This window comes from Pseudomonas sp. TE3552 (genome assembly GCF_056278945.1).
On record NZ_JBWBQJ010000001.1, the window covers coordinates 5,532,655 to 5,551,028 of the forward strand.

Here is an 18,374-nt window from a genome sequence, read left to right on the forward strand (position 1 = left end):
GGTTATTGAGGGCTTAAAGATCAAAAGATCGCAGCCTTCGGCAGCTCCTACAGGGGTGGTCGTTCCAGCAAGGGGCTGCTGGAACACCGTAGTGACTCTATCGCGAGCAGGCTCGCTTGTATGGTAGGACTTGAAGGGAGGAGAAGGGACAAGGCTCGATTCTGACTGTTGACGCAGTACAGACCGTGGGAGAGTTCGCCCCTCCTCCTTTCACCCAAGCGCCGATAAAGAATGCATCTGGCCTAGACCGACGATAGGAACAAGCCTGCGCCCCTGGGTGAGCCCTTCAAGTGCTTAAAACCATATCCCGGAGGAAATCCTATGGCAATGCCGGTTTCTGCTTCAAAGCCGATCGTGGGCGTGGATGTCGCCAAGAATGAGTTGGTGATTTATCACGCCGAACTGAGCCTGCTTGAAGAGATTCCCAACAACAAAACAGCCATCAAGAAGTGGTTGAAGGCCTTGCCGAGCACGGTGGCCATTGCCGTCGAAGCCACCAATATCTACCACTTGGAGTTCGCCGATCTGGCCTACGAGGCCGGATGCGTGATTTACATGGTGGGCGGCTATGAACTCAAGCATTACCGCGAAGGTGTGAAGGTCCGCGCCAAAACTGATGCACTGGATGCCAAGCTGCTTGCTCGGTATCTGAAAAATGAACATGAAGAGCTTCACCCATGGACCCCGCCATCCCCGCTATACCGCCAGCTTCTGGGTCTTTTCCGCCGCCGGGCGGCGTTGGTCCAGGCAAGGGTCGGCCTGGTGCAAAGCTGGGCCAATGAGCCGCTGCTCAAGACCGCTTTTGCCGAACAAGTGAAGTCCATGCAACAGCTTGAGATGCTGATCGAGAAGACGATCAACGATCAGCTCAAAGAAGCCGGTTTGCTGGGCCAGTTAAAACGCTGCCTGAAAGTGGAAGGCATTGGTTTTTTGACAGGCGCGCGTTTGATCACGGCGTTTCAGAGGGGTGACTTCAGAAACGCGGATGCTTTTATCGCCTTTCTGGGAATGGATTTGCGGGTATCAAAATCGGGGCAAAAAGATGGCCGCCGCAGTTTGACCAAGCGCGGTGACCCGGAAGCTCGGCGGCTGCTGCACAATGCGGCAATGTCGGCGAGTCGCACCGAGGCCTGGAAAGATTTTTATCAAGAACAAAGAGCTCGGGGTTTCAGCACGACTCAAGCATTGGTGATGCTGGCTCGAAAGCTCGCTCGGGTGGTATTCGCTCTGCTAAAGGGGCAGGACGAATACCAACCGAAAGTCAGTTGAGGGCTTCCCCTCAACCATAGAATCTCCCACATAGACCCCATTGTCAAAGGGGATTGGTGGGGTTACTCGGTCGGTGGATTGAGCTTCGCTTCCAGCTCCGCCACTTTCGCCTCAAGGCTCTCCAACCGTGCGCGGGTGCGTGCCAGCACGACCATCTGGCTATCGAATTCTTCACGGCTCACCAGATCCAGCTTGCTGAAGCCGCTCTGCAGCAGCGCTTTGAACTGGCTTTCGATTTCGCTTTTTGGCAGTGGAGTATCGCCGCTGAAGAGGCGGGAGGCGGTGCCGCTCAGGGCGTCGAGGAAGTCTTTTGGCGCGAGCATGGGAAATGTCCTGTCAACAATGGCGGGCAGTGTATCACGCAGTGTCTATAGTCAATCTCGGCGGCTGCGATGCACGCTTTTCGCGCATGCGAGTGGATGGCCGCGCACTGTTGTTGTGCGTAACCGTTGCGTCAATCGGCTGGAGGGGCCTGCGGCAGCGGCCAAGGGCTTGAAATCAATGGGTTTTGGATAGATGGCAAGCTTTCTGCTTAGTCGCTGGTGACCCATGCACTGATGCAGTCGCTGTGACGAATGCAGTGCGCCAAGCGGAACGGGGGAAGTTTCGTGCGGAGTGGTTAGCTGGCGTCGGACGGGCAGGTAAGGCCGAACGATGCGTTACAAAGCCAGGCACTGCGCTTAGACTTGAGTCGGGTTTGTTTTCCTGGGGCAAGTCCACCAATTCGGGAGAGAGTTTTCATGAAGCTAGTCACTGCCATCATCAAGCCGTTCAAACTGGACGACGTGCGCGAGTCGCTGTCCGAGATCGGCGTGCAGGGCATTACCGTTACTGAAGTCAAAGGCTTCGGTCGGCAGAAGGGTCACACCGAGCTGTATCGCGGCGCGGAGTACGTGGTCGATTTTCTGCCCAAGGTGAAGATCGATGTCGCCATTGACGACAAGGATCTGGACCGGGTTATCGAGGCGATAACCAAGGCCGCCAACACCGGCAAGATCGGTGACGGCAAGATCTTCGTGGTCAATCTGGAACAGGCGATTCGCATCCGTACCGGCGAAACCGATACCGACGCAATCTAAGCCGCCACAAACCCAACGCCCCAGGAGAAAACAATATGACTCTGCGTAAAATCGCAGGGCTAGGAGCCCTGTTGTCCCTCGTAATGCCCGGCCTGGCCATGGCGGCAGACGAAGTGGCGGCCCCAGTCCTCAACTCCGGCGACACCGCCTGGATGATGACCTCGACAGCCCTGGTGCTGTTCATGACCATTCCCGGCCTCGCGCTGTTCTACGGCGGCATGGTTCGCTCCAAAAACCTTCTTTCCGTGATGATGCAGTGCTTCGCCATTACCGGTCTGATCAGCATTCTGTGGGTCATTTATGGCTACAGCGTCGCGTTCGACACCACCGGCATGGAACAGGGCGTCATCAATTTCAACTCGTTCTTCGGGAGTCTGAACAAGGCCTTCCTCGCCGGTATCACGCCTGCGAGTCTGACCGGGCCTGCGGCGCTGTTCCCTGAGGCGGTGTTCGTCACCTTCCAGATGACCTTCGCCATCATTACCCCGGCGCTGATCGTCGGCGCCTTCGCCGAGCGGATGAAGTTCTCCGCCATGCTGGTGTTCATGGGCATCTGGTTCACCCTGGTTTATGCACCGATCGCGCACATGGTCTGGTCCGGTAACGGCGGTCTATTGTGGGACTGGGGCGTGCTGGACTTCGCGGGCGGCACCGTGGTGCACATCAACGCCGGTGTGGCCGGTCTGATTGCCTGCCTGGTGCTGGGCAAGCGTAAAGGTTTCCCGACTACCCCGATGGCTCCGCACAACCTCGGCTACACCCTGATGGGTGCTGCGATGTTGTGGGTCGGCTGGTTCGGTTTCAACGCCGGTTCTGCTGCCGCCGCCAACGGCACTGCGGGCATGGCGATGCTGGTGACCCAGATCGCTACCGCTGCTGCGGCGCTGGGCTGGATGTTTGCCGAGTGGATCACCCACGGCAAGCCAAGCGCACTGGGTATTGCTTCGGGTGTGGTGGCCGGTCTGGTTGCAATCACTCCGGCGGCAGGCACCGTGGGCCCGATGGGTGCACTGGTGATCGGTCTGGCGGCGGGCGTGGTGTGCTTCTTCTGCGCCACCACCCTGAAACGCAAACTCGGTTATGACGACTCCCTGGATGCCTTCGGCGTGCACGGTATCGGCGGTATCCTCGGCGCGATCCTGACCGGTGTGTTCGCGGCACCGTCGCTGGGCGGTTTCGGTACTGTCACCGACATCGCGGCCCAAGTCTGGATTCAGTGCAAAGGCGTGGGCTTCACGGTGATCTACACCGCGATCGTCACCTTCATCATTCTCAAGGTCCTGGACGCCGTCATGGGGCTGCGTATCACTGAGGAAGAAGAGGCAGTCGGTATCGATCTGGCGCTTCACAACGAACGCGGCTACAACTTGTAAGCACGCGCGCATAAAAAAATGCCCGGCTTGCCGGGCATTTTTTTGTCTGGAATTTGTCAGTGAAGGAAGGGCTGAAAGGTTTTTTCACACAGGTTCCGGCGCGTTTACGACGGGCGTTTTTCTGCGGCCAATGGCTTACACGATTGAAGGAATATTAGGGCCTTTGTTTTTTCCCAGAGCGCGCTAGAATGCGCCCCGAACGTGCGGAGAACTGTATGTGGCAACAGACTCTGATTACCCTGCGGGCACGGCCCCGGGGCTTTCATCTGGTAACGGACGAGTTACTCGCCGGCTTGCCTGAACTCAAGGCATGTCGGGTCGGTCTGTTGCATTTGTGGCTACAGCATACCTCGGCGTCGTTGACTATCAACGAGAACGCCGATCCGGCGGTACGTCGCGACTTCGAACGATTTTTCAATCGTCTGATCCCACAAGGAACAGACGGCTATGAGCATAACGACGAAGGCCTGGACGACCTCCCGGCGCACTTCAAGGCCAGCGTGCTTGGCTGTCAGCTCAGTTTGCCGATCTCGGCAGGCCGGTTGGCGTTGGGGACCTGGCAAGGCGTTTATCTGGGCGAGCACCGTGATCATGGCGGTGCCCGTAAAGTCCTCGCCACCGTGCACGGTGAAGGGGCATAAACCGCTGGTCACCAGCGGTGGTTGATTTTTTTCCGGCAGCCTTCGACAGAGGGCAAAGCTGGGCTATAACTAATCTGCTTTTCGCAAGTCATGAGGTAGAACATGAGCGACGATGATCTGGAAAACGACGACCTCGAAGTAGGCGACGACGACGAAACCGAAGAAGGCCTTGAAGCGGCGGCAGAAGATGTCGCTGAAGACGACAGCGGTGATGTGCCCGTTCCAACTGCCAAAGGTAAGGCCAAGGCTGCGGTATCGGTCGATGAGCTGCCGAGCGTCGAAGCCAAGAACAAGGAACGCGATGCCCTGGCCAAGGCCATGGAAGAGTTTCTGGCACGGGGTGGCAAGGTGCAGGAAGTGGAGGCCAATGTGGTCGCCGATCCTCCCAAGAAACCTGATAACAAGTACGGCAGCCGGCCTATCTAAGCGCCTGCTTCTTGCTTGCTGAAAAAGCCCGCCGTCGCTGCGGGCTTTTTCATGGGCGAAAATCAAAAGATCGCAGCACCTCAAATATCGGCTGAATTCCAGCGGGCCAACAACCCAGGTAACTCGGTCAGACTGCGAATCTCGGCATCCGGCACCTTCTGGGCTTCCCACACTTTGCACGCTGGGTTAAACCAGATCGCTCGCAACCCCGCCTGCTGGGCACCGGCGATGTCGTCGCCGGGATGGTCGCCGATATGCACCGCGGTTTCGGCGGTCGCACCGCCACGGCGCAACGCTTCATGAAACAGTCGCGCATCGGGCTTGGCGATGCCGATGTCTTCGGCGCACAGGGCAAATTTGAAGTAGTCCGCCAGGCCCAGTCGGCGCACATCGGCGTTGCCGTTGGTCACTACACCGAGGGCATAGTGCTTGGCCAGCGTCTCCAGCGTCGGCTCGACTTCGGGGAATACTTCCAGTTGATGCCGGGCATGCAGAAACACTTCAAAACTTTGATCAGCCAGGTCTGAGGCTTGACCATGGTCGTAACCAGCCTCTTCCAAAGCATGAAAAAGAACCCGCCGACGCAACGCGCTGATACGGTGCTTGAGGCTCGGCTCGTTGCTCAACACCCGCTCGCGAATCGACCACAAATGCTCCACCGGCACCGCGCCCAGGTTCGGTGCATGCTCGGTCAGCCATTCACGCAATACGACTTCGGCGCTGGCGATCACCGGGGCGGTGTCCCACAAAGTGTCGTCGAGGTCGAAGGTGATCAATTGGATGGTCATGAATCATCGCCTTTAATGCGTTTGGCCCGTGGATGGGCGCTGTCGTAGACCGTTGCCAGGTGCTGGAAATCCAGGTGGGTATAGATCTGGGTGGTCTTGATGTCTGAGTGGCCGAGCAGTTCCTGCACCGCGCGCAAATCCTGAGAGGATTCCAGCAAGTGGCTGGCGAAGGAGTGTCGCAACATGTGCGGGTGCAGGTTCTGTCCCAGCTCGCGTTCGCCGGCGGCCTTGACCCGCAGCTGAATCGTCCGAGGGCCAAGACGCCGGCCTTGCTGGCTGACAAACACTGCATCGTCCGTCGGGTTGGTCATTGCCCGCAACGGCAGCCACAGCTCCAGCGCTTCGCGAGCCTTTTTACCGACCGGCAGCAGTCGCGTCTTGCTGCCCTTGCCGAGCACCTGGACCATGCCGTCAGCCAGGTCCAGTTGATCAAGGTTGAGCCCGGTCAGCTCGGAAAGGCGCAAGCCGGAGGAGTAGAACAGCTCCAGAATCGCCTGATCCCGACGCGCCAGAAAATCATCCTCCACAGCGCCCTCAAGCAGTTGCAGCGCGCGGTCGGTGTCGAGGGTTTTCGGCAGGCGGCGTTCGCCCTTGGGTGGTGCCAGGCCGTTGGCCGGGTCGTGGTCGCACAGACCTTCGCGGTTCAGGTAGTGATAAAGCCCGCGCACCGCCGAGAGCAGGCGCGCCAGGCTGCGGGACGATTGACCTTGGGCATGCAGGCGAGCGATCAGGCTGCGCAGGCGCTGGATATCCAGCGCGGCCCAACTGCTGATGTTCTGTTTTTCGCACCAGCCCAACACTTTATCGAGGTCGCGGCGGTAGGCGTACAGCGTGTGCGGCGACACCTGCCGCTCACTGCGCAGGTGTTCGCAGTAAGCGTCCAGCTGTCGTTCCATGGTCAGCGTACCGATCGCAGGGAGCTGTTGACCCGTGGCAGCACGCGGCCCATGACTTCGGCGATGTAGCTCAAGAACAGCGTGCCCACCGAGCTCTTGTAGTGCTGCGGATCGCGGCTGGCGATGGCCAGAACACCATGGATGCCCTGGTGGCTGATGGCGACGACGGCGGTGGAACCGATCTGCTTGCGTTGTTCTTCGCCGAACAGGAAGTCCAGTTCATGCTCTCGCAGGCTGCCGCTGACGCTTTTGTCTTCCGAGAGCAAGCCGCCGATGGCTGTTTGCGCGTCGGCATGGGTCACCCAGCGACCCACCGGCATCGGGTTGTCGCCCAACAGGATCAGGCTGACAAAAGGCACCTGGAAGTCCTGGCGCAGGCTGTCTTCGACGCTGATCACCACGTCTTCCAGGCTGCTGGCGTCCATCAGCGCGAGAATCAGGCGACGGGTTTTATCGAAGAGACGGTCGTTGTCCCGGGCCACGTCCATCAAGTGCGAGAGGCGATGACGCAACTCGATGTTGCGGTCGCGCAGAATAGCCATCTGGCGTTCGACCAGCGAAATGGTGTCGCCACGCTGATGCGGAATGCGCAGGGCCGGGAGCAGTTCTTCGTGCTCGATGAAGAAATCCGGATGAGCCTCCAGGTACGCGGCAATCGCCGCCGCCTCAAGGCTTTCGGAAGGGGATTCGTCGGGCTGTAGGGCGGGAACCTGAGGCTTGTCGGTCATGGATTTCGCTCACTCAAAGACGCACTTGTCCTTCGTATACGCGCACTGCCGGGCCAGTCATCATGACCGGTTGGCCAGGGCCTGCCCATTCAATGGACAGACGCCCGCCGGGCAGGTCGATCAATAGCGGCGAATCCATCCACCCCTGGCTGATCGCGGCCACTGCGGCAGCACAAGCGCCGGTTCCGCACGCCTGGGTTTCCCCGGTGCCGCGTTCCCAGACGCGCAACTGCGCGCGGCTCCGGTCGATGACCTGGAGAAAACCGACATTGACCCGTGCCGGGAAGCGCGGGTGATGTTCGATTTTCGGCCCCAGTTCATGCACCGGTGCGTTGTTGATGTCGCTGACCCGCAGCACGGCATGGGGGTTGCCCATGGACACAGCGGCCAGTTCGACCGTGGTGCCGTCGACGTCGACCTGATAGCTGGAGGCCTGCGCAGGCGCGTCGAATGGAATTTCGGCCGGCACCAGGCGCGGGGCGCCCATGTTGACGCTGATCTGGCCATCGCTGCGGATGTCCAGTTCGATAATGCCGCTTTTGGTCTCGACGCGAATCTGCCGCTTGGCGGTCAGGCGTTTGTCGAGCACGAAACGGGCGAAGCAGCGCGCACCGTTGCCGCACTGTTCTACTTCGGAGCCGTCGGCGTTGAAGATCCGATAGCGGAAATCCACGTCCGGATTACTGGGTGCCTCGACGATCAGCAACTGGTCGAACCCGATGCCGGTGTGCCGATCACCCCATTGCTTGGCGTGCTTGGGCAGGATGTGCGCGTGCTGGCTGACCAGGTCGAGAACCATGAAGTCATTGCCCAAGCCGTGCATCTTGGTAAAACGCAGCAGCATGGTTTTACTCCGGCAGCAGGCTTTCGCCAGCAAACAACTCGGCTACCGTCTCACGGCGACGCACTTCAAATGCCTGATCACCGTCCACCAACACTTCAGCGGCACGGCCGCGGGTGTTGTAGTTGGAACTCATGACAAACCCGTAGGCACCGGCCGAATGCACAGCCAGCAGATCGCCTTCTTCCAGGGCCAGTTGACGATCCTTGGCCAGGAAGTCGCCGGTTTCGCAGATCGGGCCGACGATGTCGTAGGCGCGAGCGGCGCTGTTGCGCGGGCGCACGGCGGTGACGTCCATCCAGGCCTGGTATAGCGCAGGGCGGATCAGGTCGTTCATGGCCGCGTCGACGATGGCGAAGTCTTTGTGTTCGGTGTGCTTGAGGTACTCGACCTGGGTCAGCAGCACGCCGGCGTTGGCGACGACGAAGCGGCCCGGTTCGAACACCAGCGCCAGTTCGCGGCCTTCGCAGCGCTCGCGCACGGCTTTGATGTAGTCGGCAGCCAATGGCGGCTCTTCATCGCGATAACGCACGCCGACGCCGCCACCGAGGTCGATGTGGCGCAGGTATATGCCGCACTCGCCGAGACGGTCGATCAGGCCCAGCAGGCGATCGAGGGCGTCGAGGAATGGCGGCAGGGTGGTCAGTTGCGAGCCGATGTGGCAATCGACGCCGAGTACTTCCAGGTTAGGCAGTTGCGCGGCGCGGATGTACACGTCTTCGGCGTCGGCAATGGCGATGCCGAACTTGTTTTCCTTGAGACCGGTGGAGATGTACGGGTGGGTACCGGCATCGACGTCCGGGTTGACGCGCAACGAGATCGGCGCGCGAACGCCCAGCTCGGCAGCGACCACTTGCAGGCGCTCGAGCTCGTCGGTGGACTCGACGTTGAAGCAATGCACGCCGACTTCCAGTGCTCGACGCATGTCGTCACGAGTCTTGCCGACACCGGAGAACACGATCTTGTCGGCGCTGCCGCCAGCGGCCAGCACACGTTCCAGCTCGCCACGGGAGACGATGTCGAAACCGGCGCCCAGACGCGCCAGGACATTCAGTACACCCAGGTTGGAGTTGGCCTTGACCGCAAAGCAGACCAGATGTGGCACGCCGGCCAGGGCATCGGCGTAAGCCCGGTACTGGGCCTCGATGTGGGCACGGGAGTAGACGTAAGTCGGTGTACCAAAGCGCTCGGCGATGGCGGACAGGGCAACACCTTCCGCGAACAGCTCACCGTCACGGTAGTTAAAAGCGTCCATGGCGTTCCCTTATTGGTAGACGTCGTGCTTGTGGGCTTTCGACGGAGACTGCTGCGACGATTGGGCTTGCTCTGCAGGATCCTGATTTTCATCGGGCAGGTACAGCGGGCCTTTTTGACCGCAGGCCGATAACAGGCAGGTAAAAGCGACGAGCGAAGTGAGCGCAGCAAGGGAAGAGATCAGGCGCTTCATGGCGAAATCCTTGAAAAAGCGTTAATTGCGCCGGAGTATACCGGCCACCCGGCAGCTTGCCTATGCGACGCGGCTCCCGTCCGGCGGGCCTTCGCCGGATGTTGTCCGGCGAGGTGCAAGCCCGTTCCCACAGGTGTACCTATATCGGTGCTTGGTCGTTATCCTTTGCAATCACCGGGGCTCGCCCGTATCTTGCGGCGCTTGAGCGTGAGTAGACACTTTTTGAGGTTCCCGCAATGAGTTTGACCGAAGCCCGTTTCCACGATCTGGTCGATGCCACCCAGCAGACGCTGGAGGATATTTTTGACGAGTGTGACCTGGATATCGATCTGGAGAGCTCGGCCGGTGTGCTCACCGTCAAGTTCGAAAACGGCACCGCGCTGATCTTCAGTCGCCAGGAACCGTTGCGGCAGCTGTGGCTGGCGGCGGTGTCCGGCGGCTTCCACTTCGACTACGACGAAGAGAGTGAACGCTGGATGTGCGACAAGAGCGAAGAGCAACTGGGCGAAATGCTCGAGCGCATCGTCAAGCAGCAAGCCGACGTCGAACTCGATTTCGAAGGTCTGTGAAATCGTGACCCAGCCTGCACCGGTTCGTGCGCCCAAGCCGCTTTACAGCAACGTCAGCCCGGCGGTGCCTTCGCCGTGCAGCGGTGTGTGCCGGCTGGATGAGCAGAAGGTCTGCCTGGGGTGTTTCCGCCATGTCGAAGACATCCGCGAATGGCGCTCGGCCGATGATGAGCGGCGGCGGGTGATCTGTGCGCAGGCTGTTCAGCGAAAATCTGCGGTCTGATCACTCTATTGGGTAACGGCGCTTTTTTGTGGCGAGGGGGCTTGCCCCCGTTGGGTCGCGAAGCGGCCCCAAAAAGCTCACGACTGCTGCGCAGCCGAACGGGGGCAAGCCCCCTCGCCACAGGGTTTCCCGATAAGCCGGAATGGGCGGTGTTGGGCCTCACTTGTTTATTTATTGAGCTGTGATAGTGTCCAGATACGCCTCAACCCATCGAGGCTCGTGAAAACCCCGCCTTTTTCTGGCGGGGTTTTGCTTTTTTCGTGCAGAAGAAAGGAGTCTGCCCTGATCATGACCGCACCTTCCATCACCCTTACCCGTCTGGACGTACAACGTCTGGAGCGCCTGATCGACAGCCTGGATGACACGCTGCCGGGCGTTATCGCGCTGCAAACCGAGCTGGATCGCGCTGATACCCTGGTCGGTCACGAGGAAGTGCCCGCCGATGTCGTGACCATGAATTCCCGTGTGCATTGCCGTGAAGAGAGCAGTGGCAAGGACTATCACCTGACCCTGGTTTACCCCAAGGATGCCAACGCCGATGAAGGCCGGATTTCCATTCTGGCGCCGGTGGGCAGTGCTTTGCTGGGCCTGAAAGTCGGCCAGCACATCGACTGGCCGGCACCGGGCGGCAAGACCCTCAAACTGACCCTGCTGGAAGTCGAATCACAGCCAGCCCATGGCGGCGACTTCCCGGAATAAAACCCCTCAGACCTGCTCGAGCGCCTCGTTCAATGCGCGCTCCAGGTCGGCCTTGTAACGCAGATACAGATTGCTTGAACTCTGGCCATCACCGAGCAGGCCCGACAGGTCCAGGTCGGTGATGTAGCAGCGATAGCGTTCAGTCTCGCGGCGCTGCTCGACGATTTCCCGGGCGACCACGCTGAACAGCTGACCGCCATGTTCCAGTTCTGAAAATTCCCGCTGATTGCAATACAACGTGACCTGCACCTGCCCCGGTGCGGCTTTGCCGACGATCGCCTGCACGTCATAGAACGGTTTGTTGACCGGGGTTTGCGGCGCCAGCCGAGCTTCGACCCGACGTGCCCGCAAGGGGCCCGAAGGCAACAACTGGTAATACAAAGTGTCCAGACTCAGCGGCTGAGAGGTGTCCATCGGCAGCAAGGCATCGCGCCGGTACTGAATCGATTGCAGGAAGCGTTGCAGTGGCACCAGCAGGCTTTGCTCGTCGTGATAGGGCAAGCGTTGCTGCCAAAGGGCATTGAACTCATCCAGTACGTACAGGTCGGCCTGGTGTTCGTTAATCCGGTAGAACACCTGAACGCAGTCGGGTTGCCCCATGGGCAGGATCAGCGCCAGGTCATGGTCTTCCAGCGCCATAGGGTCCAGGTGCAACGGGCTGTAACTCACCCGTTCTTCTGCGAGATAGTCGAACAGCGCCGGCAACGTAGCCAATGCAACGTGATTGACCTGGCCGGGCACCAGCTCCAGCACGTGGTAATGCTGTTGGACCTGAATCAAATAACGATGATTGAGCTTGCTCAGCAGCAGGTTCTGCGCGGTGTCGAGGACTTCTTCGACGCGTCGGGCAATGAATTGCGCGCGGTTGTGGCAGAAGCAACGCACCCGCAGCTTGGGCTGTTGTGGCCCGGTTGGCAGGTTATTGAGGTAGTCGCGCAGGCAATCGAGCAGGGCGTGGGGGCCGTCAAAACGGCTGACGAGTACCTCATTCCAGCTATTGAGCGTGATCTGGTCCAGGGTCAGCACCAGGTTTTCCCGCACGCCGGCATAGCTCAGGGAGTCGGTGCGTTCGGTGGTCATCAGGATGTTCAGGTCGCGATGGTGTTTGAGCGGGTCGATGCCGACGTTCACCAGAATCAACACTTCGCTCGGCACGCTGGCGCGTAGCAAAGGCTCTTCGGCGACGGTGGTCAGGGGCAGGGCGATGCTTTGTTGCAGGCTGCCGAGCAGGTTGAACAGTTCGAACTCGCTCAAGTCGCTGGTGCCGGGGTGCAGGGCCAGGCGGGTGCTGCTGTCGATCACGCCGTTGCGGTGGCACCAGGTGAGCAGTTCGAGTAACTGGCGGCTGCGCTTGATCGGCGCGAAATGCTCCCACTCGTGGGCGGTCAGGCTGCCATTGTACAAACCCCATTGGGTTTGCCCCGGTTCTTTCTTGTTCGGCGCCTGCACCAGCGTCAGCGTGTCTTCGGCCAGGTCGGGGGCAATGCCCGGGTTGATGCATTCGACCTTGTCGGCCTTGCGCTCGAAGGCTGCGTATAACCGCCGACCCAACACATTGAGATCGCGTTTGTTGATCAGGCTGACGGTTTGCTCGTTGCGGGCAAACTGTGTGAGGAAGCGGTAGCTGTAATTCAGTTCGCCGACCAAGGCCCGGCGTTCGGCGCTGACCTGGCGGACTTTCCACTGGCTGCGACTGTCGAGCAACGCGAGCTGACGCTGATCCCACTGCCATTCGTGGGCCAGGCGTTCGAGCAACGAGCGCTGCCAGCTCTGGGTGCGACCGCTGCTGCCGGTGAGTTTGCGATTGACCTTCAGGTACAACGCGCGACGTACCAGCTCAAGCCGCTCTGGTTCGCCCCGGGCGGTGAGGTACTCCTCGATGCGCCGGTAAACCACCATGTACGGGTCAAGCTCATCAAGGTCCAGTTGATTGGCAAACACCGCTTGCTTGAAACGCAGGCTCAGGCAGCGGACCTTGGGGTGTTCGCTGGCGTACACCTCGGTCAGCAGCAGTTTGAGCACCGACTTGTACGGTGACTCGATGCCTTTGAACAACTGCCAGAGCCCGGCACCGATGAATTCCCCGGGCGGGATATACGCCAGATGCCCCAGGTCCAGGGTTTCGTCGGCACGGATGAAGCGCTTGGAAAGCAGCGTGTGGGTGTAACGGTCGTAGGCGGCCTCTTCGTAAACTGGCACCAGCCACCAGATAGGGGTGCGGCCGGCCAGCCAGATCGCGGTGCGGTAGAACTCGTCCAGCAGCAAATAGTGCTGGGTAGTGCCGCAGTCTTCTGAACTCAACTGCGTATCGCGCTCGCCGAGTACGAAACGGGCCGGGTCGATCAGGAAAAAATGCGCCTCGGCGCCCTGGCTGGCGGCCCACATTTCAAGCAACTGGCATTTCTTGCGCAGCTCGCTGAGTTCGCTTTCGCTCAAGTCCGACCCGTGGCAGACCCACACGTCCATGTCGCTCTGATCGGCCTGGGCCAGCGTGCCGAGGCTGCCCATCAGGAACAGGCCGTGAATCGGGCGCGGTGGATTGCTGCCGTGGCGTGGCTTGTAGGAAAACGAGCGGGTCAGGCGCTGGGCTTCGGTAAGGGTGCTGGCGTCAGGCTCGAAATTCGACAGCCCGGCCGGGGTACTACCCGAAACGTAACCCGGCAATAGCGGATGATTAACGTGGAAAAACAGCGGCAGCAGGGTCAGCACCGTTTGCTGGCGGGTCGACAACCCTTCCATGGCACGGGCCATGCGGCCCTCGTTGAGTTTCAGAAAACGGGCGCGCAGCTGGCTGAGAACCTTGCGGTCGATTCCCTCGTCCAGATCGGGGCGGATTTCATGGGTGCGGGTCATGTCAGCTCAATCCGGCTCGCGGGGCTCGGACGTGGGAGGGCTCAGGATGAGGGGCAGTTTAGCGCCTCGGCCCCGGGACTTTCAGGCTGATTTTGCTTGTCTGGCGTCAGATATCTATCACTGGGCGACAGCAGGTACGGGGCCGGCAATCAAGTGTGCCCGCGGAAATCCCGTGACAGAGCTTTCCGTGGGCGAGGCGCTGATGCTCAGGCTGTTTCCTGGACGGACAGAATGGTTAGAACGGTTTGCACATTTTGCGCGGCGTCACGACCGAGGCTGGTCAGGTAACCGCCGTCGGGTTGAGTGATCAATTCTTTGTCGAACAGTCTTTGGGCAGCGGCAATGGCTTTCGGGGCAGCGGTCTGATGAATTTTCAAACCTTCCTGGGAACTGTCCAGGTTGAAGAGTGCGAGGATTTCCAGTTCGGCAACCAACTCAGGGGTAAGCGACATAAGGACTCCAGACTTTCTAGGAATTGGACGATAGCGCCCCTAAGGTGATCCCACTCGCGCAGCATGTCCAGTGCTCGTAACAGGGTTTTTTCGCCTCGGGGTGGTTTCCAGTTTAGTCAGCGTCTGGGGCAAGGCGGTACTGATGGGGGACAATCTATGTCTATGTGGAGGCGGGCTTTTGTGGCGAGGGAGCTTGCTCCCGTTCGGCTGCGTAGCAGTCGCAAAGCTTTTGGGGCCGCTTTGCGACCCAACGGGAGCAAGCTCCCTCGCCACAGGCAAGCCCCTGACCACAAAAGCCCCGTGACAGGGGTGGGGTTATTTCTTTTCTGGCGGCAACTCTGGCAGCGCGCGCAGCGCAGCTTCGTACCATTCGGTGTTGAACGCGCGGTCTTCTTCGAGGATCGCGTCGATTTCCACCGCCAGCACGTGGGCCATCAGGTTGAGGATTTCATCACGCTCGTAACCAACCAGGGTCAGCTTGTTGAAGGTCGCCTTGGCCGCCGGCGGGTTGTCGCTTTCGATCTGGTTTTCGATGGCTTCGATCAGGGTATTTTCGGCGAACTCTTCTTCGTCGATCTCGATATCAGTTGGCTCGCTCATGGCAGGCTCCTCAAGTTAAGGCGGCCAGTTTACCTGCATTCAACGTTGTGATGCTGCTGGCAAGAAGTGCCCGGGCGTTCTATAACTGGCGCTGCCAACCCCCTGCACGGCCTGGAGGCTATGTAATGCTCAAGCTTTATGGATTTTGCGTCAGCAACTACTACAACATGGTCAAGCTGGCGTTGCTGGAGAAGGGACTGCCGTTTGAAGAAGTGCCGTTTTACCCAAGCACCAGCCCCGAGGCACTGGCCATCAGCCCGCGCGGCAAGATTCCTGTACTGGGCGTCGAACGAGGTTTCATCAACGAAACCAGCGTGATTCTCGAGTACCTCGAGCAGAGCCAGAAAGGCACGCCGCTGCTGCCCAGCGAGCCCTTCGAGCGAGCGCAGGCGCTGGCGTTGGCCAAGGAAATCGAGTTGTACATCGAACTGCCGGCGCGCGCCTGCTACCCCGAAGCGTTTTTCGGCATGTCTGTGCCGGAGGCGATCAAGGACAAGACCAAGGCCGAGCTGCTGCTGGGGGTCGCCTCGCTGGGCAGGCATGGCAAGTTCGCCCCTTACGTAGCGGGCGACAGTCTCAGCATTGCGGATTTGTACTTCCTGTACAGCGTGCCGATGGCCTGTGCCGTGGCGCAGAAACTGTTCGATATCGATCTGTTGGCCGGGATGCCGGCGGCCAGGGCGCTGCTGGAGCGTCTGGGGCAGAACCCGCATGTGCAGCGGATCGCAAAGGACAAGGACGCGTCGATGCCTGCGTTTCTGGAGATGATCGCGTCCAAAAAATAGATGTGTAACGATCTTGAGAATGCCTTCGTGGGCAAGCCTCGCTCCTACAGGGACACTCGGTCTGTAGGAGCGAGGCTTGCCCGCGAAGCTTTTAACGGCTGGCGAGCAATGCCTGGCCGCGAGCGACGGCTTTCTTGACCTGCGCCGGTGCCGTCCCGCCGATATGGTCACGGGCATTCACCGAACCTTCCAGGGTCAGCACAGCAAATACGTCTTGCTCGATCTGGTCGCTGAACTTGCGCAGTTCTTCCAGGCTCATTTCCGCCAGATCCTTGCCGGTGTCCACGCCATACTTCACCGCATGGCCGACGATCTCGTGGCAATCACGGAACGGCAGGCCACGGCGCACCAGGTAGTCAGCCAGGTCAGTGGCGGTGGAGAAACCGCGCAGGGCCGCTTCGCGCATCATGGCGTGCTTGGGCTTGATCGCCGGGATCATGTCGGCAAAGGCCCGCAGCGAGTCGCGCAGGGTGTCGGCGGCGTCGAACAGCGGTTCCTTGTCTTCCTGGTTGTCCTTGTTGTAGGCCAACGGCTGGCCTTTCATCAGGGTCAGCAGGCCCATCAGTGCGCCGAACACCCGGCCAGTCTTGCCGCGAACCAGCTCCGGCACGTCCGGGTTTTTCTTTTGCGGCATGATCGAGCTGCCGGTGCAGAAACGGTCCGGCAGATCGATGAACTGGAACTGCGCGCTGGTCCACAGCACCAGCTCTTCGGAGAACCGCGACAAGTGCATCATCGCGATGCTCGCGGCCGAGCAGAACTCGATGGCGAAGTCACGATCGGAGACGTTGTCCAGCGAGTTGCCGCCAACCGCGTCGAAGCCCAGCAGTTGAGCGGTGTATTCGCGGTCGATCGGGTACGTGGTGCCGGCCAGTGCGGCGCTGCCCAACGGCATGCGGTTGGTGCGCTTGCGGCAATCCACCAGACGCTCGTAGTCGCGGCTGAGCATTTCGAACCAGGCCAGCATGTGGTGCCCGAAGGTCACCGGCTGCGCGGTTTGCAGGTGAGTGAAGCCCGGCATGATGCTGCCCGCTTCGCGCTCGGCCTGTTCCAGCAAGCCTTTTTGCAGGCGGGTGATTTCGCCCAGGATCAGGTCGATCTCGTCACGCAGCCACAGGCGGATGTCGGTGGCGACCTGGTCGTTACGGCTGCGGCCGGTGTGCAGTTTTTTACCGGTCACGCCGATGCGGTCGGTCAGACGCGCCTCGATGTTCATGTGCACGTCTTCGAGGTCGATGCGCCAGTCGAACTGGCCAGCCTCGATTTCACCCTGGATGGTCTTCAGGCCATCGATGATGCTGTCGCGCTCGGCATCGGTCAGCACGCCGACCTTGGCCAGCATGGTGGCGTGGGCGATCGAGCCCATGATGTCGTGGCGATACAGGCGCTGGTCGAAGGTGACGGAGGCGGTGAAGCGGGCGACGAAGGCGTCGACGGGTTCACTGAAGCGGCCGCCCCAGGACTGATTGGTCTTGTCAGTGCTCATGAATTCGCTCGTATCGGCTGAAGAAAGGTAGCTTTGAAAAGCTATCGCGGATAATAACAGGGTTGCCAATCCTGTCGCTGACACTGGTCGACAGGTTTTTTTCTCGTGGCGCGTTCCTTGCTCGAAAGCAAACCTTGTGGAAATTGCGCAACGATATTTTTCATTTGAGCAATATCGTCCCGGCAACCGTCTACAGTTGGACAGAGGATCAGCGCACTTCTCGATGCTGCAGCTGACTATAGAGAGAAGAGGGGTGTTCATATTGTGTATCGGCAAACACGACGGCGATGCCTCGCCAACGCAGGCCTGGGCCGTCAGTCACCCGGCAGATAAAAATTTAGCCGCCGGTCTCGCGGCACTTTTTGGCCCTCGCGCTAGTCTTAGCGTGGATCGCGGTGACGGACGTCACTTCACCTGTCTACGCTATCCTTGTGCGAGACTCACGCAGGAATCCAGCGCAATATGAATGTCCTGATCGTTGATGACGAACCCTTGGCCCGCGAGCGCCTGAGCCGAATGGTCGGCGAACTCGAGGGATACAACGTCCTGGAGCCCAGCGCCACGAATGGCGAGGAGGCGTTGGCACTGATCGACAGCCACAAGCCGGATATCGTGCTGCTCGATATTCGCATGCCAGGCCTCGATGGCCTGCAAGTGGCGGCACGATTGTGCGAACGCGAGACCCCGCCTGCCGTGGTGTTTTGCACAGGGCCCGATGAATTTGCCGTGGAAGCCCTACAGGCCAGCGCCGTGGGCTATCTGGTGAAGCCAGTGCGCACAGAACAGTTACACGAAGCATTGAAGAAAGCCGAACGACCCAATCGCGTCCAGCTCGCGGCCCTGACTCGCCCGGCGGCCGAAACCGGCAGCGGTCCACGCAGCCACATCAGCGCCCGCACCCGAAAAGGCATCGAACTGATCCCGCTGGGGCAAGTGGTCTACTTTATTGCCGACCACAAGTACGTGACCTTGCGCCATGAAGGTGGCGAAGTGCTGCTGGATGAGCCACTCAAGGCCCTCGAAGACGAATTCGGCGACCGTTTCGTGCGGATCCACCGCAACGCACTGGTCGCCCGCGAACGCATCGAACGGCTGCAACGCACGCCTCTGGGGCATTTTCAGCTGTTTCTCAAAGGTCTGAACGGCGATGCCCTGATCGTCAGTCGCCGCCATGTGGCCGGTGTGCGCAAAATGATGCAACAGCTTTAATCCGCTGTTT

Annotated in this window: 21 protein-coding genes; 10 read left to right on the forward strand and 11 right to left on the reverse strand. The window is 60.0% G+C overall.

Translation table 11 applies throughout. The features are described from left to right. Positions 1-321: 321 nt before the first annotated feature. A complete protein-coding gene (locus ACZ9BB_RS24970) occupies positions 322-1,269 on the forward strand; it encodes an IS110 family transposase (RefSeq protein WP_476212610.1) in 948 nt (315 codons plus the stop codon). 62 nt (positions 1,270-1,331) lie between these two features. Here the strand turns inward: ACZ9BB_RS24970 and ACZ9BB_RS24975 are convergent, their stop codons facing one another. Further along, entirely contained in the window at positions 1,332-1,592 is a 261-nt protein-coding gene (locus ACZ9BB_RS24975; RefSeq protein WP_008007559.1) for an accessory factor UbiK family protein, read from the reverse strand. A gap of 417 nt (positions 1,593-2,009) precedes the next feature. Here ACZ9BB_RS24975 and glnK point away from each other — a divergent pair, with 417 nt between their 5' ends. The 4 genes from glnK to sutA all read left to right on the forward strand — a co-directional run bounded on the left by glnK (position 2,010) and on the right by sutA (position 4,788). Then, positions 2,010-2,348 (forward strand): P-II family nitrogen regulator, encoded by a 339-nt coding sequence (gene glnK, locus ACZ9BB_RS24980; protein WP_002555808.1) that lies wholly within the window; start codon positions 2,010-2,012, stop codon positions 2,346-2,348. 35 nt (positions 2,349-2,383) lie between these two features. After that, entirely contained in the window at positions 2,384-3,721 is a 1,338-nt protein-coding gene (locus ACZ9BB_RS24985; protein WP_476217138.1) for an ammonium transporter, read from the forward strand. Positions 3,722-3,936: 215 nt separating this feature from the next. After that, complete coding sequence (locus ACZ9BB_RS24990; RefSeq protein ID WP_007989493.1) at positions 3,937-4,362, forward strand: secondary thiamine-phosphate synthase enzyme YjbQ; 426 nt, start codon at positions 3,937-3,939, stop codon at positions 4,360-4,362. Between the two features lie 102 nt (positions 4,363-4,464). Beyond that, the gene (sutA, locus tag ACZ9BB_RS24995) at positions 4,465-4,788 is read left to right on the forward strand and encodes a transcriptional regulator SutA (RefSeq protein WP_476217141.1); all 324 of its coding nucleotides are present in this window, start codon (positions 4,465-4,467) and stop codon (positions 4,786-4,788) included. A gap of 80 nt (positions 4,789-4,868) precedes the next feature. Here sutA and ACZ9BB_RS25000 read toward each other — a convergent pair whose 3' ends face one another. From ACZ9BB_RS25000 to lptM, 6 genes are read right to left on the reverse strand one after another with little or no spacing between them, the layout of a single operon-like run. Next, the gene (locus ACZ9BB_RS25000; RefSeq protein WP_476217143.1) at positions 4,869-5,576 is read right to left on the reverse strand and encodes an HAD family hydrolase; all 708 of its coding nucleotides are present in this window, start codon (positions 5,574-5,576) and stop codon (positions 4,869-4,871) included. Then, entirely contained in the window at positions 5,573-6,472 is a 900-nt protein-coding gene (gene xerC, locus ACZ9BB_RS25005) for a tyrosine recombinase XerC (RefSeq protein WP_476217144.1), read from the reverse strand. The genes ACZ9BB_RS25000 and xerC overlap by 4 nt, the downstream gene beginning before the upstream one ends. 2 nt (positions 6,473-6,474) lie before the next feature. Next, positions 6,475-7,200, reverse strand: a complete 726-nt coding sequence (locus tag ACZ9BB_RS25010; RefSeq protein WP_476217146.1) for a DUF484 family protein — start codon at positions 7,198-7,200, stop codon at positions 6,475-6,477. Positions 7,201-7,213: 13 nt separating this feature from the next. Continuing rightward, positions 7,214-8,044, reverse strand: coding sequence for a diaminopimelate epimerase (gene dapF / locus ACZ9BB_RS25015; protein WP_476217148.1), 831 nt, complete (start codon positions 8,042-8,044; stop codon positions 7,214-7,216). Between the two features lie 4 nt (positions 8,045-8,048). After that, positions 8,049-9,296: a diaminopimelate decarboxylase gene (lysA, locus tag ACZ9BB_RS25020; RefSeq protein ID WP_476217150.1), complete on the reverse strand. Its 1,248-nt coding sequence runs from the start codon at positions 9,294-9,296 to the stop codon at positions 8,049-8,051. A gap of 9 nt (positions 9,297-9,305) precedes the next feature. Then, positions 9,306-9,488 carry an LPS translocon maturation chaperone LptM gene (gene lptM, locus ACZ9BB_RS25025; RefSeq protein ID WP_476217152.1) on the reverse strand — a complete coding sequence of 61 codons (183 nt, stop codon included), beginning with the start codon at positions 9,486-9,488 and terminating at the stop codon, positions 9,306-9,308. A gap of 236 nt (positions 9,489-9,724) precedes the next feature. On the opposite strand from lptM, the gene cyaY reads away from it, so the two are divergent. From cyaY to rnk, 3 genes are all read left to right on the forward strand, one after another. Beyond that, the gene (gene cyaY / locus ACZ9BB_RS25030; RefSeq protein WP_476217154.1) at positions 9,725-10,057 is read left to right on the forward strand and encodes an iron donor protein CyaY; all 333 of its coding nucleotides are present in this window, start codon (positions 9,725-9,727) and stop codon (positions 10,055-10,057) included. 4 nt (positions 10,058-10,061) lie between these two features. Beyond that, entirely contained in the window at positions 10,062-10,280 is a 219-nt protein-coding gene (locus tag ACZ9BB_RS25035; RefSeq protein WP_476217156.1) for a DUF1289 domain-containing protein, read from the forward strand. 288 nt (positions 10,281-10,568) lie between these two features. Beyond that, positions 10,569-10,979, forward strand: coding sequence for a nucleoside diphosphate kinase regulator (gene rnk / locus ACZ9BB_RS25040; protein WP_476217158.1), 411 nt, complete (start codon positions 10,569-10,571; stop codon positions 10,977-10,979). A gap of 6 nt (positions 10,980-10,985) precedes the next feature. Here rnk and ACZ9BB_RS25045 read toward each other — a convergent pair whose 3' ends face one another. From ACZ9BB_RS25045 to ACZ9BB_RS25055, 3 genes are all read right to left on the reverse strand, one after another. After that, on the reverse strand, positions 10,986-13,832 hold the full coding sequence (locus tag ACZ9BB_RS25045; RefSeq protein WP_476217160.1) for a class I adenylate cyclase: 2,847 nt from the start codon (positions 13,830-13,832) through the stop codon (positions 10,986-10,988). 206 nt (positions 13,833-14,038) lie between these two features. Further along, positions 14,039-14,284 carry a TIGR02647 family protein gene (locus ACZ9BB_RS25050; RefSeq protein ID WP_030129110.1) on the reverse strand — a complete coding sequence of 82 codons (246 nt, stop codon included), beginning with the start codon at positions 14,282-14,284 and terminating at the stop codon, positions 14,039-14,041. Positions 14,285-14,599: 315 nt separating this feature from the next. Then, on the reverse strand, positions 14,600-14,884 hold the full coding sequence (locus ACZ9BB_RS25055) for a hypothetical protein (RefSeq protein ID WP_218395398.1): 285 nt from the start codon (positions 14,882-14,884) through the stop codon (positions 14,600-14,602). Between the two features lie 125 nt (positions 14,885-15,009). On the opposite strand from ACZ9BB_RS25055, the gene ACZ9BB_RS25060 reads away from it, so the two are divergent. Beyond that, positions 15,010-15,669 carry a glutathione S-transferase family protein gene (locus ACZ9BB_RS25060; protein WP_476217163.1) on the forward strand — a complete coding sequence of 220 codons (660 nt, stop codon included), beginning with the start codon at positions 15,010-15,012 and terminating at the stop codon, positions 15,667-15,669. Between the two features lie 91 nt (positions 15,670-15,760). Here the strand turns inward: ACZ9BB_RS25060 and argH are convergent, their stop codons facing one another. Beyond that, positions 15,761-17,155, reverse strand: a complete 1,395-nt coding sequence (gene argH / locus ACZ9BB_RS25065; RefSeq protein ID WP_476217165.1) for an argininosuccinate lyase — start codon at positions 17,153-17,155, stop codon at positions 15,761-15,763. A gap of 462 nt (positions 17,156-17,617) precedes the next feature. On the opposite strand from argH, the gene ACZ9BB_RS25070 reads away from it, so the two are divergent. Continuing rightward, positions 17,618-18,364, forward strand: a complete 747-nt coding sequence (locus tag ACZ9BB_RS25070; RefSeq protein ID WP_007899317.1) for a LytR/AlgR family response regulator transcription factor — start codon at positions 17,618-17,620, stop codon at positions 18,362-18,364. Positions 18,365-18,374 lie beyond the last annotated feature (10 nt).

What these genes read in the sequence shown, in the direction of transcription:
- ACZ9BB_RS24990 (WP_007989493.1), top strand. Translation starts at nt 3,937, where the DNA reads ATGTGGCAACAGACTCTGATTACCCTGCGGGCACGGCCCCGGGGCTTT.
- cyaY (WP_476217154.1), top strand. Translation starts at nt 9,725, where the DNA reads ATGAGTTTGACCGAAGCCCGTTTCCACGATCTGGTCGATGCCACCCAG.
- ACZ9BB_RS25050 (WP_030129110.1), bottom strand. Translation starts at nt 14,284, where the DNA reads ATGTCGCTTACCCCTGAGTTGGTTGCCGAACTGGAAATCCTCGCACTC.
- ACZ9BB_RS24985 (WP_476217138.1), top strand. Translation starts at nt 2,384, where the DNA reads ATGACTCTGCGTAAAATCGCAGGGCTAGGAGCCCTGTTGTCCCTCGTA.
- rnk (WP_476217158.1), top strand. Translation starts at nt 10,569, where the DNA reads ATGACCGCACCTTCCATCACCCTTACCCGTCTGGACGTACAACGTCTG.
- ACZ9BB_RS24970 (WP_476212610.1), top strand. Translation starts at nt 322, where the DNA reads ATGGCAATGCCGGTTTCTGCTTCAAAGCCGATCGTGGGCGTGGATGTC.
- xerC (WP_476217144.1), bottom strand. Translation starts at nt 6,472, where the DNA reads ATGGAACGACAGCTGGACGCTTACTGCGAACACCTGCGCAGTGAGCGG.
- sutA (WP_476217141.1), top strand. Translation starts at nt 4,465, where the DNA reads ATGAGCGACGATGATCTGGAAAACGACGACCTCGAAGTAGGCGACGAC.
- ACZ9BB_RS24975 (WP_008007559.1), bottom strand. Translation starts at nt 1,592, where the DNA reads ATGCTCGCGCCAAAAGACTTCCTCGACGCCCTGAGCGGCACCGCCTCC.
- argH (WP_476217165.1), bottom strand. Translation starts at nt 17,155, where the DNA reads ATGAGCACTGACAAGACCAATCAGTCCTGGGGCGGCCGCTTCAGTGAA.
- ACZ9BB_RS25055 (WP_218395398.1), bottom strand. Translation starts at nt 14,884, where the DNA reads ATGAGCGAGCCAACTGATATCGAGATCGACGAAGAAGAGTTCGCCGAA.
- lptM (WP_476217152.1), bottom strand. Translation starts at nt 9,488, where the DNA reads ATGAAGCGCCTGATCTCTTCCCTTGCTGCGCTCACTTCGCTCGTCGCT.
- lysA (WP_476217150.1), bottom strand. Translation starts at nt 9,296, where the DNA reads ATGGACGCTTTTAACTACCGTGACGGTGAGCTGTTCGCGGAAGGTGTT.
- ACZ9BB_RS25060 (WP_476217163.1), top strand. Translation starts at nt 15,010, where the DNA reads ATGCTCAAGCTTTATGGATTTTGCGTCAGCAACTACTACAACATGGTC.
- ACZ9BB_RS25000 (WP_476217143.1), bottom strand. Translation starts at nt 5,576, where the DNA reads ATGACCATCCAATTGATCACCTTCGACCTCGACGACACTTTGTGGGAC.
- dapF (WP_476217148.1), bottom strand. Translation starts at nt 8,044, where the DNA reads ATGCTGCTGCGTTTTACCAAGATGCACGGCTTGGGCAATGACTTCATG.
- ACZ9BB_RS25045 (WP_476217160.1), bottom strand. Translation starts at nt 13,832, where the DNA reads ATGACCCGCACCCATGAAATCCGCCCCGATCTGGACGAGGGAATCGAC.
- ACZ9BB_RS25070 (WP_007899317.1), top strand. Translation starts at nt 17,618, where the DNA reads ATGAATGTCCTGATCGTTGATGACGAACCCTTGGCCCGCGAGCGCCTG.
- glnK (WP_002555808.1), top strand. Translation starts at nt 2,010, where the DNA reads ATGAAGCTAGTCACTGCCATCATCAAGCCGTTCAAACTGGACGACGTG.
- ACZ9BB_RS25010 (WP_476217146.1), bottom strand. Translation starts at nt 7,200, where the DNA reads ATGACCGACAAGCCTCAGGTTCCCGCCCTACAGCCCGACGAATCCCCT.